10 protein-coding genes and 1 riboswitch are annotated in these 16,846 nt (G+C 46.3%); of the genes, 5 read left to right on the top strand and 5 right to left on the bottom strand.

Annotated elements, in window-relative coordinates; all coding sequences use genetic code 11:
• Window positions 1–69: 69 nt before the first annotated feature.
• Entirely contained in the window at window positions 70–1,881 is a 1,812-nt protein-coding gene (locus MJO46_RS19115; RefSeq protein ID WP_253990687.1) for an ATP-binding protein, read from the top strand.
• A complete protein-coding gene (locus MJO46_RS19110; protein ID WP_253990686.1) occupies window positions 1,878–3,257 on the top strand; it encodes a sigma-54 dependent transcriptional regulator in 1,380 nt (459 codons plus the stop codon). The genes MJO46_RS19115 and MJO46_RS19110 overlap by 4 nt, the downstream gene beginning before the upstream one ends.
• Window positions 3,258–3,365: 108 nt before the next feature.
• Here the strand turns inward: MJO46_RS19110 and MJO46_RS19105 are convergent, their stop codons facing one another.
• Complete coding sequence (locus tag MJO46_RS19105; RefSeq protein WP_253990685.1) at window positions 3,366–6,449, bottom strand: transglycosylase domain-containing protein; 3,084 nt, start codon at window positions 6,447–6,449, stop codon at window positions 3,366–3,368.
• 279 nt (window positions 6,450–6,728) lie between these two features.
• Complete coding sequence (locus MJO46_RS19100; RefSeq protein WP_253990684.1) at window positions 6,729–7,322, bottom strand: thymidine kinase; 594 nt, start codon at window positions 7,320–7,322, stop codon at window positions 6,729–6,731.
• A 536-nt stretch (window positions 7,323–7,858) separates the two neighbouring features.
• Between MJO46_RS19100 and MJO46_RS19095 the strand changes: the two genes are divergently transcribed.
• Both MJO46_RS19095 and MJO46_RS19090 read left to right on the top strand, forming a co-directional pair.
• Window positions 7,859–9,958 (top strand): cytochrome C, encoded by a 2,100-nt coding sequence (locus tag MJO46_RS19095; RefSeq protein WP_253990756.1) that lies wholly within the window; start codon window positions 7,859–7,861, stop codon window positions 9,956–9,958.
• A 222-nt stretch (window positions 9,959–10,180) separates the two neighbouring features.
• Entirely contained in the window at window positions 10,181–12,331 is a 2,151-nt protein-coding gene (locus MJO46_RS19090; protein ID WP_253990683.1) for a M3 family metallopeptidase, read from the top strand.
• A gap of 77 nt (window positions 12,332–12,408) precedes the next feature.
• Here the strand turns inward: MJO46_RS19090 and MJO46_RS19085 are convergent, their stop codons facing one another.
• From MJO46_RS19085 to MJO46_RS19075, 3 genes are all read right to left on the bottom strand, one after another.
• Entirely contained in the window at window positions 12,409–13,977 is a 1,569-nt protein-coding gene (locus MJO46_RS19085) for a Na+/H+ antiporter NhaC family protein (RefSeq protein WP_253990682.1), read from the bottom strand.
• Between the two features lie 81 nt (window positions 13,978–14,058).
• Window positions 14,059–14,255, bottom strand: a riboswitch (Lysine riboswitch).
• Between the two features lie 95 nt (window positions 14,256–14,350).
• Entirely contained in the window at window positions 14,351–15,277 is a 927-nt protein-coding gene (locus MJO46_RS19080; protein WP_253990681.1) for an electron transfer flavoprotein subunit alpha/FixB family protein, read from the bottom strand.
• Window positions 15,278–16,027: an electron transfer flavoprotein subunit beta/FixA family protein gene (locus tag MJO46_RS19075; RefSeq protein ID WP_253990680.1), complete on the bottom strand. Its 750-nt coding sequence runs from the start codon at window positions 16,025–16,027 to the stop codon at window positions 15,278–15,280.
• 311 nt (window positions 16,028–16,338) lie between these two features.
• Here MJO46_RS19075 and MJO46_RS19070 point away from each other — a divergent pair, with 311 nt between their 5' ends.
• Window positions 16,339–16,731, top strand: coding sequence for an H-NS family nucleoid-associated regulatory protein (locus tag MJO46_RS19070; RefSeq protein ID WP_007649501.1), 393 nt, complete (start codon window positions 16,339–16,341; stop codon window positions 16,729–16,731).
• Window positions 16,732–16,846: the final 115 nt, after the last annotated feature.

Raw genomic sequence — 16,846 nt, 5'->3', positions numbered from 1 at the left:
GTTAGTTTTTAAGCGAGCCTACTCAGGCTCGCTTTGTTTTGCCTTAAGTGATAATCAGGATTACCCGCAATGCTACCCATGACGCCCAAAGCCAAGAAACGTCTTCTGCTGACCATAGCGCTACTCGCGGGCCTATTTGCCATTTTGAAATTAACCTATTGGGTACATCTGCATCAGGGTAAAGTGGAGATCCAACAGCAATCGGAAAAACAGTTAAAGGAACTCGTTAGCTTTTTAGATGGCGCCCTCTCCCGCTACGAAAGCATTCCCCATGTGCTCTCAACAAATCCTATGCTGGCAAATGTGCTTAACGATCAGCGAAACCCGAACAAAATCCAAGAATTAAACCTCTATTTAGAGGAAATACAGCATGTTACAGAAGCATCAGATATTTATCTTATCGATGCATTAGGGATTGCCATTGCCGCCAGTAACTGGCAACAGATCTTCTCTTTTATCGGTAAAGACTATTCCTTCAGACCCTATTACACCGATGCCATCTCGGGAAATTTAGGCCGTTACTATGCGGTGGGAACCAGCTCAGATAAACGCGGTTTTTACTTTTCATATCCCATTTATCAACGGGGAGGCAAAGGCATACTCGGTGCCATTATCGTCAAAGTGGATATTGCCGATATAGAACAGCAAAGCACTAGCATAGCGATGGCGGGCCAATATCAGTTTTTGATCAGCGATCCCGACGACATAGTGTTTATTTCCAGCGTCGACGAATGGCGCCTAAGATCTCTCACGCCGCTAACGCAAGCAAAACAGTACGCACTGAACGCCTCAAAACGCTACGCCGAACGCCCCATAGGGGAATTGTTAATGAAACCCCAATACCAAGAAAAGGGTAACAACGGCGATCATATTTATCAAATACGCACGGGCAATGACCTAGCCCAGTATATGGACACCCATCATTTGATGACCAAGGCAGGTTGGCGCGTGCATATTCTCTCTCCGATGAAGCCACTGCTCGAGTCTATGCCTGCAATGATGTTATTGTCGGCCTCCATTTATCTGTTACTGGCACTGGGCATCCTCTTTAGCAGTGAGCGACGTCGCAACCTGCAACGCATGCAGCTGGCGCAAAACCTGCTTGAACAACGGGTTGAAGAGCGAACTCAAGATCTGCTACAGGCAAACAATCGCCTAAAAGATACCCAAGATGAGTTGATCCAAGCGGCAAAATTAACCGTGATAGGCAGTCTGTCCGCCAGTATTAACCATGAACTCAACCAGCCCTTAGCCGCCCTACGCAGCTATGCGCAGAATACTCAAACTTTTCTTGCACGGAATATGCAGGATAAGGCATTGGATAATCTTAAGATTATTATCGAACTCACAGATAGGCTCGCCGATATTGTCGGCCAATTTAAAAGTTTTACCCGCAAGAGCCAGGGCACCGACAGCGCCACCGATATTAACCGCTGTATTAGGCAGGCATTGACGATAGTACAACCCGAAATTGACAAGCAAGGGGTTGAATTAGATGTACAATTGCCCGAAGGACAATACCAAGTCTGGGGCGATAAGGTGAGATTACAGCAAGTGTTTGTCAATATTATGAGTAACGCCATTGTCGCCATGCAACTCTCGGTTAAACGGCGTTTAATTATTCGCGTCACCAGTGAAGATAAATTCTGTATCAGCATCCAAGATTCCGGCCCCGGGGTCAGGGAAAGCCAAATGGAAAAAATCTTCGAGCCCTATTTCACCACTAACGAACGCCATGGCCTTGGGCTAGGATTATCTATCTCACAACGTATTATTGAATCTATGCAGGGTCAGATCAATGTCGCCAATGCCGAAGACGGCGGCGCTATTTTTCACATTATTTTACCGATTTATTTGCTCGAGGAACGCCCGTCAATATGAGTTTGCCCACATCAATCCAAGACTATTCGGTGCTTATCATCGATGATGAGCCTCATATAGGCACTGTCTTAGTACAGCTATTTGAACTCGAAGGCATTAAAGCATTCGCCACTACCGATCCTAAAGGGATAGCCAAATTACTCGACAGAGACTGGGCTGGGGTCGTGATCTCCGACGTCAATATGCCACAACTCGATGGCATCAGCCTGATGCAGCAAATTCGCCAACAGGACCCCGATCTCCCCGTAGTGCTACTCACAGGTTTTGGTGATATTGCCATGGCGGTCTGCGCATTAAAGCAAGGCGCCTATGATTTCCTCGAAAAACCCTTCAACAACGAACATATGCTCGATGTGGTGAAACGCGCCCTTGACAAACGTAGCTTAACCTTAGAAAACCGTAAATTAAAGAAAGAGTTAGAAAGTCAAAGTATTCCGGGGCCGCGGATTTTAGGTCACAGTGCTGGCATTAACCGTATGCGCCATATCATAGATCAAGTGATAGATACCCCCGCCGATGTGTTAATTGAAGGCGAAACTGGCACAGGCAAAGAGCTCGTTGCCCGTTATTTACATGACCATAGCAGCCGCAACCAAGCCAATTTCGTTGCCATTAACTGTGGCGCCATCCCTGAAAATCTTATTGAAAGCGAGCTATTTGGTGCCGAAGCTGGCGCCTTTACCGGCGTAGATAAAATGCGTATAGGTAAATTTGAATACGCTAATGGCGGCACGTTATTTTTAGATGAGATTGAAAGTACGCCGCTATCGCTGCAAGTCAAACTGCTGCGGGTACTTGAGGATCGTAAGGTTGAACGCTTAGGTTCAAACAAGAGTATCAATTTAGATATTCGGGTGATTGCTGCCACTAAGGTGGATTTAAAGAGCCTGTGCGACACGGGGGAATTTCGCCAAGACTTACTCTACCGCTTAAACTTAGTCACAGTGCCAATCCCGCCGCTGAGGGATCGCCGCGAAGATATCCCCCTGTTATTTTTACACTTTGCTCGAGTCGCTTCGGCGCGATACCACAAGGCGCTTATCCCCCTCAATGCCGAGCAAAATGCCATTATCACCTCACACGACTGGCCGGGTAATGTGCGCGAGCTCAGGAATCTCGCCGAGCGTTACGTGCTCCTCGGGGGAGAAGCCGCCTTTGCAGGTAGTCTAGGAAATACCCCTAGCCTGCACTCCAGCATGTCATTGCTGCAACGGGTCGAATTTTTTGAGCGGGTGCTGATTGAAGAAGCCTTAAGTCATAATAAGGGCAGCATTAAACTGACGATGGAGCAACTCGAACTGCCCCGTAAAACCTTATACGACAAAATGCGTAAATATGATTTAGACCGAAAACAGTATGTGAATTTAGAAGAGTAATAAACAAAACCCCGCGTAATTTACGCGGGGTTTCTCTTGGTAAAATAAATAGTTATCTTAACGAAGCCCAATATCAAAAATAGTTGGCAACTATTCCCATCTCGACAACTATTCCATCGCCGATTCGACGACACACATTCCCTTTTGATTTTTCACATAGGGCGCAAGTATCGGCATCATGCCCTTCATCACCTGCAGTGGCAGCGCCGAGGTAAAGCTAAAATCATCGGACTTACTGCCCGGCACAAAGGCCGTTAGGGTACCAAAATAGTTATCCCCTAAATAAAACACAAAGGTGGCAGTGCGATTCATCGCCGTCGTGGCGACTTTTCGGCCCTGCTGCATTTGGGTCACAATGCGGTTGTCCCCCGTGCCCGTTTTGCCGCCTATGGCCAACATGGCCCCATTCTCATCGGTGAAAATGCCTTTTAAACGCCTTGCTGTGCCATTTTGCACTACGTTACCCAATGCTGCCTTGAGGGCTTGAGCCACCTCATGGCGCATCACGCGCTCACCTTGGGTATGTTGATTTTGCAGCCGAACCTCGTAGGGAGTATCCGCCGCAAAATGCAATTGATTAATACGCACTGTGGCTAATCTGACGCCATCGTTCTGAATTATCCCCATCAGTTCGGCCAGCGCAGCGGGCCTGTCGCCCGAGCTGCCCAGCGCCGAACCTAAAGAAGGCACCATAGATTCAAAGGGATAGCCTAAACGCGCCCAACGTTGGTGAATATCGAGGAAGGCCTCGACTTCTAGCATCACCCGTACTCGCACATCACGGGCGTTCTTATGCCGAGTTCTAAAGAGCCAACGGTACACTTCCTGACGCTCATCCTTACTGGCCTCTTTCACATCGTTTAAGTTAGCCTCTGGATGTTGGTTTAAATAATCGAGTACCCATAGTTCTAAGGGATGAACCCGCGCGATATAGCCTTGATCGGGCAAGTTATATTTCTCTGGGCCGTACTTGTTATACAGCTCTTTAATGCGCTTATCGCTGTAGCTATTTTGTGGCAAGCGCTGCTGTAAAAAGGCCTTAAAGGAGGCGATAGACTCATTGGGCTGCAAATACCGATAGGCCGCAGTGAGCTGTTGCTCCGCTTGGGTTTGGCCATCAAAGAACAGCTCTAAGCGTTCGTTAGGCGCCACTTTCTTATATTTACGGTAAAACTTAGTCACAAAGGTATTGCCTTCACGGTCGGCAAATATCCGTAAATATTCCTCACGGCGGGGATCTTTATCATTACGCAGCAGCTGGGCCATATTGCCTTCGTTTTGCATACTGCTGCTGTAGTTCACTATGTCACGCATCAAGCGCACAAAGGGCAAGTTAATCGAGTCTTGCAGCGCCTGGTACATGGTCGGAGTTTTAAGATCCTCCGTCTTTTTAAAGTTATTAAACACATGTAATCCACCGCCAGTGAAGAACTGCTCATTTGGCGACGCGGAATATTCCCGTTGTAGGGCAGCATCTAACATGCGGTCGAGGCGTCTATCTGGATTGGCAATTAGATAATCGATAGCCCAGCGCGTTAGGTGATCCCGTGGTTCTATAATGATCGACTCTAATTCAATCCCGTGCTTTTTCGAATACTTATCGTGGATCTCAGCAATGATTTCCAGATAGGTCGCTAATACACGTAGTTTTGCGGTCGAGCCGAGTTCTAACTTACTTCCTTCATTGATATCAAAGGGTTGGTCGGTACTGTCGGTCTGCACCCGAACGCGGTTAGCCGTATCAGTACGCTCGTATAAGGTAAAACTATAGAGCACATTTTGCAGTTGGCTGGGTTCCAGTAAACGCTCGCCCAACAGGCCGACCTGCTCCGCAGTTGACACTTTTCCAAGGCTGCGCAAGTAATGGCTGACCTGTTGCTGCAATTCACTGTGCAGGCTGCTATTGACCGTAAGATCTAATCGGTCTAAATCATATAAGCCGACATTTAACATCCCTGCGGTGCGGATACGGATAGTGTTAACGCCCTTATCGGCCCCCGATGACTGGGTATTACGTTGGGGTTTAGCTACCTTAAATTGCAATCTTTGTGCTAATGCTGCATCCCTTAGGCCACGGTCTATCAGGTAGTATTGACCGAGCAATCGAATATGGCTATCGACTAAATTTTCAAGATCTTCATGGCCTTGTAACAAATAATAGGAAGGTCGACGCTGGGCAATCATCAGGGCAACCACTTGGCGGAACACTTGCCCACGCTTAGCCGCATTCGCTTTAATTTGGGGTGAGGCTAATAACTGATTTGCCGTATCGAAGTCGGTACCAAACCATGCCCAAAGTCCATCACCAATCCCATGCACTTCGCCGTGATTGGGCGCGGAGGATAAAGGCACAGTATTTAAATAATCTTGCACTATACGTTTACGGGCGGGTTCCGTTTTTTCACCCTGCTGGTACACACGCACAGTGGCAGAACCAATCTGCAATAATTTATCTTTAATGCTCAAGGTTAAACCTTGGGAAGAATGGCGAAACTTCTCAATCTGGGTCGCCAGTGTACTACCACCCGCGGTGGAGACATTCATCCCTAGCATTTCAGCAATTTGACTCATTCCCGCCACTACAAATCGTGGCCAATCGATCACTGGGTTAAGTTTTTCTTCGGTTGTCCATAACTCACGGTTTTCGATAAACAGTAAGGTATTGATGATCTCGTTAGGGATCTTATCGTCATCCTGATAGACACGTTTAGGGTAGGTAAACTCGTATAGATCGGTGTTACGGCAGTCGAGTAAAGTGAGTCCCGATTGCGCTTTCTCATGGTAAGGCGGGAAAAATCCTAATTGTGCGTATTCCTGCAATGCTGGCGAAAATGCCACTTGCTGAGTGATCTGAAAATTACGCTGCAATAATCTGTCGATATACTGGGGCAATTTGCTGTAACCATGGCGCTCATCGAATGGACCATAACTTGGGTAGATAACCGATGATGTTGGTTCGCTTCTCAACTCATAGGTGAGTTTTTGGGCATATTGGTTAATGTATTTTGCCTGATAAAAAGAAGTCTTAATCTCTTGACCAATTAAAATGGTTAAACAGAGTATCAAAATAAAAAATAGAAACCATGCACGTCCCTTAGATCTCGCCTTACGCTCAGGCTTGGCCTTAGGTTCGGGTTGCGGCGGACGAGGACGATAATTTTCGAACTTCATCTCTTGCGTAGAATTAGGCAAAACTGCTCCAAAAAATCACTAAAATCACTTTTTTACGTGGGGATCTGATAGCCCACTCATGCTAGCAACAGAGGTTGACGACCAAGTGCTTGGCCACTCAACCCTCAGACAGTGCTGGTTTCACCCATCGGAGGATTTCCTTTTCCTATACATCAACGATGACTTCCTTGGGTGTAATCCAATTTGTCGTCAGATTTTTCGCTATTTTGATGAGTTAACTCTTCATCTCAAAGTGGTTTACCTAAAAATATTCACCACTTCTCTTTTGAAATGATTGCCTCAGGCGCTAATGGGCTCATCCCAAATAAACTCACGAAAATGCTTACGGCAAACCGATTCATAACTTTCGTTACCACCAATCGCCACTTGCTCACCTTCGCGCATCACCTTGCCATCACCATCGAGGCGCACCACCATGTTAGCTTTGCGGCCACAATGACAGATAGTCTTCAACTCGACTAATTTATCGGCCCAAGCGAGCAAATAATGACTACCGCTAAACAGCTCCCCTTGAAAGTCTGTACGCAAACCGTAACACAGCACAGGAATATCTATATTATCAACAATATAGGTTAATTGCTTAACCTGTTCTTTACTTAAAAACTGACATTCATCCACCAAAACGCAACTCAGTGGCATTGCCTGATGTACTGTTTGGATCATCTCGACAAGGTTATCTTTGCTGCTAAAAACCTGTGCTTCAGTCTCAATTCCGATGCGGGAAGCCACTTTGCCTTTACCGTATCTGTCGTCGATCGAGGCCGTCATCACTAAGGTATTCATCCCGCGCTCGCGGTAGTTATAGGACGATTGTAATAAGGAAGTCGATTTACCCGCATTCATTGCTGAGTAGTAAAAATAAAGTTGTGCCAAAACCAATACCCTTAGAAACGTTATTTATCACGTCTGTCGCCAGCGCTAAATTGGGCAATAGTCTACCATCAGGCACCCTATCAGAATACTAGCTAGCCCCAAGCTTTAAGGGGAAATTCAGCAATGGCGCCATAAATCCCCCGTTTGCATGCCTAAAAATCCACCAACACCGCAGCTAACTGATTTGAACCATTGCCACGAATAACAGTATTTGTTAAATCAACGTAAATACGGTCAGTTGTTAAATTAACCTTAACCGAACCTTAAATATTGTTTTATAAGGGAAAAGTAATGGATACTAAATGTTAAAAATGAGATCTACCTCCAAAGTAATAGGTATAAATGCGGTAAAGTTCAAAAATTCAACAACCAATTAACTCTAATATCCACTTTGAGCCAATTTGTGCTCAATTAAAAAAATAAAGTATTCGATAGCTTGCAAATTAAAACTCGCGGTTCAAGGCACTAATCTCCCCTGCAAACTTTAGTGCTGCAATCCGTCCTTTATATGCATATTGGATCAATTGGAGATTATGATGAGAATTTTCACCTCTAAAAAACTGGCATATTTCGTTGCCTTAGCACTAACAGGTGCCCTTGTTGGTTGTGGCGATGATGGCAAAGATGGTGCCGATGGCGCACCAGGAACGCCCGGCATTCCAGGGACGCCTGGCACACCAGGAACACCTGGCGAGCCATGGACACCACCTGTAGTCACCAGTTCGACGGCAACCAATGTCAAAGTGCTAAGCTACAACTTCGATGAAGGTAGTATCACTTATGAATTCGAGATTACCGATGAAAATGGCAGCCCAATCAATGGATTGTTAAATGCTCAAGCTAAAGTAGCAGCCTTAACCGATAAGGGTTTTATCAACAACCGCACCGAAAGCGATATTAATGGGGTTGCAGATAATGTGCATATAGGTGGAGCGGCAACCGAAGCAACTGAAGGGGCCACGCTCACCGCCATTGACGATGGCAAATACCAATTTAAAGCACCAATGAAAGGTGTTAACCCAAGCACTGAAGGTATCGTTTGGTTACGTGTCGGTGGTAACGATGGTATTGCGACTTCTCAACCATTAGTGGTTAACAAACCTGAGGGCACCCATTCTACAACAACGGACAGTTGCTACTCTTGCCATATTGACTACTCAACCAGCCCACGTCGTCATGCGAGTTATGTTGCTAGCGGTATGGACAGCGAAGTCACCTTTGTTGAAGGTTGTTTAGCTTGTCACGGTTCAGTCAGCCGCGGCGCGAAAAACGCCGAAGGTTTCTCTATTGGTGGATATGCTACCAATACACTATCAAAAATTGGCCATGTTAATCACCAGAAATTTACCAAAGATTTCAGCGTGATGAACTGTACTTCCTGCCACGTTGAAGCGCCTAACAATATCAACGTCGCTGGACCTGGTTGTATTGACTGCCATAACAGCGGTGGTGTACCAGGCGCTATCATTCCAAGTAATGGTGCAGATTTGCGCATTATGCACGAAAGCAAAACAGGCATTACAGAGCGTCAAGCACTGCGTGCTAAATATAAACTGGAATTATCAACACCTGTCAAAGTGGATGATATTTCAACTAAAACTGACCACTATGCCCCAACAGGTGCTGCAGCCGCAGTGGTCGCCCCAGGCTGGTGTACCACGCTGACAGTGAAAGATACCGATGGTAACGTCTTTAGCATTAAAGACAACTTTAACTATTCTAGCCCGCTGGTATATGACGCTAAGAAACCCGTAGTTTATGCGGGCGCTTATTTACATTCCTATGAAAATGGCAGCTTAGTGGGTCGCCCAGGCAACCGCACTAACTACTACTATGGTTACAACACTGACGGCACTAAAAATATCTGTCACTTACTGACGGATATCACCCCAGTAAATGCTAACTATGTTTATTCTGCCCGCGTGACGTTCAGTACCCCAGGTTGGATGGAATACGATGGCAATCAACGTTACCAAAGCAATGGCAGTCTAAGAGCTAATGGCTATGACGGCTCTATGGGCGTTTCCTTTACCGCTTATTCTGATGTTGTTGACCCTGTGACCACTACCAAAGTCTCAGCCTTTGAACGTCGTACCGTCATCAGTGATAACAGCTGTACAACCTGCCACAATGATGCCACTGCGTTCCATAAAAATGGCGCCTTCGACGAAGGTGGTAGAGCCTGTGTGGCTTGCCATGACAACGGCATGGAACGTACATCAGCCGCGATAGGCGCTGGTTTTGGTCCTATGGTACACAGCTGGCACTGGGGTGAAGGTGCTAAAGTCGGTGAGGTTAAAGCCGATGGAACACAAGCGAAAACCGCTAACGGCGCAGGCGCAATTGAAGCTTCTACTAGCTGTGTTGCCTGTCACGAAACGGCTATTGATTTAAGCAAAATACCAAATCAATACATCGCTGAGCCAGGTAGCAAAATGACTAGCCCTGTTACTGCAAACTGCTTCGCTTGTCATAATAGCGATTCAGCTAAGGCACACATGGCAAGCAACGGTGGTGAAATCAGCGTACCAAAAGTTGCTGATTGGTTTAAACAACCGACCTCTGAATCTTGCGCTGTATGTCACGACACAGGAAGAAGTACTGGTATTGATAAATACCACAAGTTTACTCGCTAATTAATCATTTCATCATCGCATGATTAAGTAGTAAGTAAAAAGCGGTACCTATTTTCCCTGCAAGGAAATAGCAAAGGAGCCTCGCCCATGCGAGGCTCCTTTTTAGTTCGAATCACAAACTGTTACAAATCGCTTTAAGATCTGTTTAAGTTCTTTCAGACCTATTTAAGTTATTAAGGTTAGAGTTCTAAAAAACAACAATTCTAAGGAAGTCACTTAATTATGCATAAAAGTTTTATTGCCATCGCCATCGGCGCTACACTCGTTACGGGAACATTGGCAGGCTGCAGCACTAGCGATACAAAAGTGCAAAATGTCATTGCAATTCAAACTGATAATCCACTGCTACAAGCCAGCACTCTCCAATATCAAACACCTGATTTTAGTGTGATTAAAGATGAGCATTTTAAGCCCGCGCTTGAGCAAGGTATGGCGGAGCAGTATCAAGAAATTCTCACGATTGCGAACAATCCAGCCGCCCCCACCTTTGATAACACCATTGTCGCAATGGAAAAAAGTGGTGCCCTGCTCACCCGCGCATCGAGTGTGTTTTATAATTTAGCGGGTTCAAACAGCAATCCCGAACTGCGTAAAATCCAAGGTGAGATGGCCCCCAAAATGGCGGCCCACTCAGACAATATCAACTTAAACCCCGCACTCTTTGCCCGCATAGAAGCTATTTATAACGATCGCGCTAACCTAGGTTTAACCCCTGAAGCTGTGCGTTTAATTGAGGTTTACCATCAACGCTTTATCATGGCGGGCGCTAAGCTTACCGATGAGCAAAAAGTCAAAATTCGCGCCTTAAATGAAGAACAATCTACGCTCACTAACGAGTTTTCCCAACGCTTGCTGCGTTTGACCAAAGAAATCGCCGTGGTAGTGGATTCAAAAAGTGAGCTTGCAGGATTAACAGAAAGCGACATCACCGCGGCAGCAAACGATGCAAAAGCCGCTGGCCACGATGGCAAGTACCTGATTAACATCACCAACACCACTCGCCAGCCCGTATTGGCCTCACTGGAAAGCCGTGAGCTGCGCCAGCGGATTTGGGAAGCGTCAGCGAACCGTGGCTTAAGCGGTGAAAACGAAACCGCTTCACTGGTATCGCGTTTAGCACAGCTACGTGCCGAGCGAGCAGCACTGCTAGGGTATGAAAACTGGGCAACTTATCGCTTAGCACCGCAAATGGCAAAAACACCGGAAGCGGTATACAGCATGTTTGGCTCTATGGTGCCTGCAGTAGTTGCCAACACAGAGAAAGAAGCGGCCGATATCCAAGCGATGATCGACAAGACTGGTGGCAAGTTTGAACTCGCCCCCTGGGACTGGGAGTTCTACGTCGAAAAAGTCCGCCAAGAAAAATACGCCCTCGATGCCAATAGTATTCGCCCTTACTTCGAGTTTAACCGCGTATTAGAAGACGGCGTGTTCTACACCCTTAAAGAACTCTATGGTGTTACCCTAAAACCCCGCCCAGATTTACCAGTTTACCACCCAGATGTAAAAGCCTACGAAATGTTTGATGCCGATGGCTCAAGCATGGCGATTTTCTACGCCGACTACTTTGCCCGCGAAGGTAAACGCGGCGGAGCTTGGATGAGCTCATTCGTTGGTCAATCCCACCTCGAAGGGACAAAACCTGTGGTGGTTAACGTAATGAACATCAAGAAAGCACCCGAAGGTCAACCCACTTTCGTCAGCTATAACGAAGTCACTACAATGTTCCATGAAATGGGCCATGGCACCCACGGCATGTTCTCTAAAGTGACATATCCAAGCCTGGCGGGCACCTCGGTTTCACGGGACTTTGTCGAATTTCCATCGACCTTTGAAGAAGATTGGGCCGCCCATCCTAAAGTCTTAGCAAATTACGCTAAACACTATGAAACCGGCCAACCCATCCCCGATGAACTGCTGCAAAAACTACTGAAATCCGGCAGTTTTAACCAAGGGTTTGACACCTTGGAATATATGGCCGCCGCATTAGTGGATATGGAGTGGCATTCATTAAGCCCAGATGCACCGCTGCAAGATGTGGCCACCTTTGAGGCCAATGCCCTGAAGAAGCACGGCTTAAACATCAGCGCAGTGCCGCCACGCTATAAGTCGACCTACTTTGCCCACGCCTTCCCCGGCGGTTACTCGGCAAGTTATTACGCCTATATGTGGAGTGAGATTTTAGCGGCAGATGCCTTTGCCTATGTACAAACCCAAGGCGGGCTCAATCGTGACATCGGTATGAAATACCGCAAAACTATCCGTGAAGTGGGTAATAGCATAGCGCCAATGGAAGCCTACAAAAACTTCCGCGGACAAGAGCCGACCACAGAGGGCCTATTAAACCGTCGCGGTTTAAAGAAAACCCTATAGTCATAACTTCTTAAGCCATAAAAAAATCAGCCAGCAATATGCTGGCTGATTTTTAACTGAAACCTCAAGCTAAATCACTACTTTGCCACACGATTAGACTGTATTCGCAACCAAATAATGCAGATAACAAACAATAAGCTACAGGTTGCTAAGCCCGCATTGACCGACTCTGTAAAACCGAGCACCACATAACCCACCATGCTGATAAAGGCAACAATCAAGGCGTAGGGTAACTGGGTGACCACATGGTCGATATGGTGACAACTCGCACCCGTGGACGACAAAATAGTGGTATCAGAAATCGGCGAGCAATGATCGCCAAATACCGCCCCCGCGAGGACAGAGGCCAGCATAGGTAACATCATGCTAGTGTGGCTTCCCATCGCCATATCGGCGGCAATCGGCAGCATAATACCGAAAGTGCCCCAGCTCGTTCCGGTAGAAAATGCCGTTAATCCCGCTAACACAAACATTAAAGCGGGGAGAAACGCGAAGGGAATATTTCCTGTTGCTAAACTCGCCATAAACTTACCGGTTTCGAGTTGGCCAATAACCCCAGCGATTGTCCAAGCGAATAGCAGAATATAAATTGCCGGCAACATAGAGCGAGCACCCTGCACAACGCCTTTAACCACCATCGCTTTCTCAACCCCTTGCGCAAGGTTAACCACTAAGGCAACCACTAAACCTGCTAAAGAACCGAAGAATAATGACGAGCTAACATCTGTCTTCTCAAAGGCTGAAATAATATTAAATTCAATACCTTCTTTTGCCAAAACCTGAGCGCCACTGTTGATCATAAAATACAGGGTCGCAAATACCAACACAGTGATCGGCAGAAATAGGCCTAAGATTTTACCGCTTTCCGCTTCCGGGAGATCGGCATTGGCACCAGGGGGCAATCCTTTGGTCTCATCATATAAATTACCGCGCAGGGCATTGAGTTCATGCTCGCGCATAGGGCCAATATCTAGCCCCATAAAAGCAACACAGAGTAATAACAACAGCGAGAAAATTGCGTAGAAATTCATTGGGATCATTTGAATAAATACACTCAAATGGCCCGTGTCAGCAAAACCGTGCGCCGTTAAAATCCCGCCTATTAACGCAATAATATAAGCTCCCCAGCTCGAAACGGGGGAAATAACGCACACAGGCGCCGCCGTTGAATCCAATAAATACGCCAACTTAGCGCGGGAAACATAATAGCGGTCGGTAACGGGTCTAGCGACGGAACCAACGACTAAGCTATTGAAATAGTCGTCAATAAAGACAACACAGCCTAAGAACATGGTCAGTAATTTTGCATCACGTTTATTGCGAATATGTAAACGCGCCCAATCGGCGAATGCCCGGGCACTCCCACTGACAGTAATCAGTGCGGTGATCATACCCAGTACGATTAAGAAACCGAGAATATATAAGTTCCAAGAATTAACAGCACCATCGGCCCAAAAAAGTCCCTTAATGCTATTAAATAAAAACTCACCACTGGCAAGAGGCGAAAATTGATTGAGCAATAAAACCCCAATCACGATGCCTAAACCTAAGGAGAGGAGTACACGGCGAGTTAAAATCGCCAATACAATAGCTACCACTGGCGGCAGCAAAGAAAGCGCCGAATCGGCATAACTCATAACAGTCATTGATTATTTCTTCGTCAAAAATACGAATGGAGGGCGACTGAACTGGTGGGGAAAAGGCAATAGATACCCAAGGTCACCTGTCCTATCAGTAGCGCTCCATAGTAACTATTTCTAATATCCATATCAGAAAATACTATGGCAGTGCTGCACCTATTAAGTACAACCCCAGCAGTTGATCGTGATAAATCGAACCACTTCGGCACCAAATCCTTTCGCAATCGATCAACGGAATCACCCTACTGATCACTACTGATATTTGGCGCGCCTCTACTTCTAAGAACGCCCATGCGCGGGCGTGAGGCACATAAAAACATAAGCGGCTAAGCAGATGCTACCGCAAAGCCGCTTACTGTGACCTAGATCACAGATAAAATCAACCGAGACTCGCAATCAACTCAGGAACAGCATCAAACAGGTCGGCTTCGAGGCCATAATCGGCCACTTGGAAAATGGGTGCTTCGGGATCTTTATTGATAGCAACGATGACTTTCGCGTCTTTCATGCCCGCTAAATGCTGGATCGCACCGGAAATACCGACGGCAATATACAGGTTTGGCGCAACGATTTTTCCGGTTTGACCCACTTGTAAATCGTTAGGTACAAAGCCAGCGTCAACCGCGGCCCGTGATGCACCAACTGCGGCACCAAGCTTATCAGCCAGCTGTTCTAACATACCGAAGTTTTCACCACTGCCCATACCGCGACCACCGGAAACGATAATCCCAGCATTACCTAATTCAGGACGTGCAGAAACCGTTAAGGATTGAGAAACAAACTGCGTTTTCGCCTCAAACACTTTATCGACTATCGTCACGGCTGCATTGTTACCCTCGGCCGTGGCATCAAATGCACTGGCACGCACAGTCATGACTTTTATCGCATCGTGGCTTTGTACTGTCGCTAGGGCATTACCCGCATAAATAGGGCGCACAAAAGTGTCGGCATTAACAATGGCAATCACCTCTGAGAGTTGTGCCACGTCTAATAATGCCGCTACCCTTGGCATAGCATCTTTGCCAAAGCTCGATGCGGCAGCAAGTATATGGCTGTAATTAGGCGCTAAATCCACCAGCAATTTTGAGACATTTTCCGCAAGGTGCGCTTCATAGACACTGGCATCGGCAAGCAAAACTTGGCTAACACCTTGTAATGTTTGCGCAGATTGGGCAACGGCACTGCATTGATGACCGACAACTAATACATGCACATCCTCACCGATGGCACGCGCCGCAGTGACAACCTTGGCGGTATCGAGTTTCAGAGCCGCATTATCATGTTCAGCTAATACTAAAATGGCCATTTAGATCACCTTCGCTTCATTTTTTAACTTTTCGACTAGCTCAGCTACCGACGCTACCATAATACCTGCTTTACGCTCTGCAGGTGGCGTCACTTTCACGAGGGTTTGATGGTTTTTCAAGGTCACACCCAAATCGGCAATCGTCATGACATCCAAAGGCTTACGTTTTGCCTTCATAATGTTTGGTAATGAAGCGTAACGGGGTTCATTCAAACGTAAATCGGCCGTCACTACAGCCGGTAATGGCAGACTCAGGGTTTGCATACCACCATCGATTTCACGGGAGACTTGCACCGACTGACCTTCGACTTTAATTTCGGAGGCAAACGTCGCTTGCGGCATATCCGTTAATGCCGCAAACATTTGCCCAGTTTGGTTATTGTCACCATCGATAGACTGCTTACCAAAAATCACCAATTCGGCCTGCTCTTTTTCCTGTACAGCCTTAAGGAGTTTGGCGATAGATAAAGGCACTAGCTCGTCTTCGGTATCGATGTGGATTGCACGGTCTGCACCGAGTGCCAGCGCAGTACGTAATTGTTCTTGAACGGCTTTATTACCGATACTAACGACCACCACTTCAGTAGCACTGCCCGCTTCTTTCAAACGAACCGCTTCTTCTACTGCGATTTCACAAAAAGGGTTCAACGCCATTTTGAGGTTTGCGGTATCAACGCTTGTGTTGTCAGCTTTGACCCTGACCTTCACATTGGCATCAACAACACGCTTAACAGGCACCAATACTTTCATAGGGTTTCCTTCCTACACTTTCATGTACATGGACAAAACATTGGTCGTTACCAATGCAGGATAGAGCAACTTTACGTCCTGTTAACGTTAACGTCAACTAAAGTCAAACGCCTGTTTGCATTTTTTAATACAGGGCTGTTGGCCACATTTTTGAACACTTATTTGCCATATATAAAAAAGTTCAAAATTTAAATAATATTTAATTTCTCAATATTGCGTAATTTTATTTGATTCGAGCTATATTAGTTTCTATCATTTAGGGGTTGTTCACCATTATCCTGTATTAAAAATAGAGTGGGACGAAAATAGATATGAGCGAATTTTTAGAAATATTAACTCACGGTCGTCGTTTTAAAGCTGCGGTAAAAGATCTCAGCGTAGAAGAACTGCGTGATTTAGCCGCTAAACTAGATAAAATTCTAGTTGAACGTGAATCAATGGAAGAAGAAGAACAGCAAGCCATCGCTGCTCGTAACGCTAAGATTGAAGAAATCCGTCAACAAATGGAAGCTGTTGGTTTATCCATCGATGACTTAGGTGGTGTAGCGGTTAAAGCGGCCAGCAAAAAGCGTGCTCCTCGTCCAGCAAAATATCAAATTGAAGTTGACGGTGAAATGGTTCAGTGGACAGGCCAAGGCCGTATGCCAACCGTATTTAAGAACGAGATCAACAAAGGTCGTTCTATGGATGATTTCTTAATCTAATCCAATTTAAAAGTACCGCACCGTAATAGCGATGACGCATTACAGTTAGGTAACATAAAAAAACTCGCCATTGGGCGAGTTTTTTTATGCCTCATTCGTTCAAAACAGACTGGCG

Origin of the sequence: Shewanella sp. KJ2020 (assembly GCF_024197625.1) — a bacterium.
Lineage (GTDB): Bacteria > Pseudomonadota > Gammaproteobacteria > Enterobacterales > Shewanellaceae > Shewanella.
This window is presented reverse-complemented; position numbering and strand designations above follow the sequence as displayed.

Excerpts from the sequence above, each read along its gene's own strand:
- MJO46_RS19085 (WP_253990682.1), bottom strand. The coding sequence starts at position 13,977 with ATGACTGTTATGAGTTATGCCGATTCGGCGCTTTCTTTGCTGCCGCCA.
- MJO46_RS19095 (WP_253990756.1), top strand. The coding sequence starts at position 7,859 with ATGAGAATTTTCACCTCTAAAAAACTGGCATATTTCGTTGCCTTAGCA.
- MJO46_RS19075 (WP_253990680.1), bottom strand. The coding sequence starts at position 16,027 with ATGAAAGTATTGGTGCCTGTTAAGCGTGTTGTTGATGCCAATGTGAAG.
- MJO46_RS19110 (WP_253990686.1), top strand. The coding sequence starts at position 1,878 with ATGAGTTTGCCCACATCAATCCAAGACTATTCGGTGCTTATCATCGAT.
- MJO46_RS19080 (WP_253990681.1), bottom strand. The coding sequence starts at position 15,277 with ATGGCCATTTTAGTATTAGCTGAACATGATAATGCGGCTCTGAAACTC.
- MJO46_RS19115 (WP_253990687.1), top strand. The coding sequence starts at position 70 with ATGCTACCCATGACGCCCAAAGCCAAGAAACGTCTTCTGCTGACCATA.
- MJO46_RS19090 (WP_253990683.1), top strand. The coding sequence starts at position 10,181 with ATGCATAAAAGTTTTATTGCCATCGCCATCGGCGCTACACTCGTTACG.
- MJO46_RS19070 (WP_007649501.1), top strand. The coding sequence starts at position 16,339 with ATGAGCGAATTTTTAGAAATATTAACTCACGGTCGTCGTTTTAAAGCT.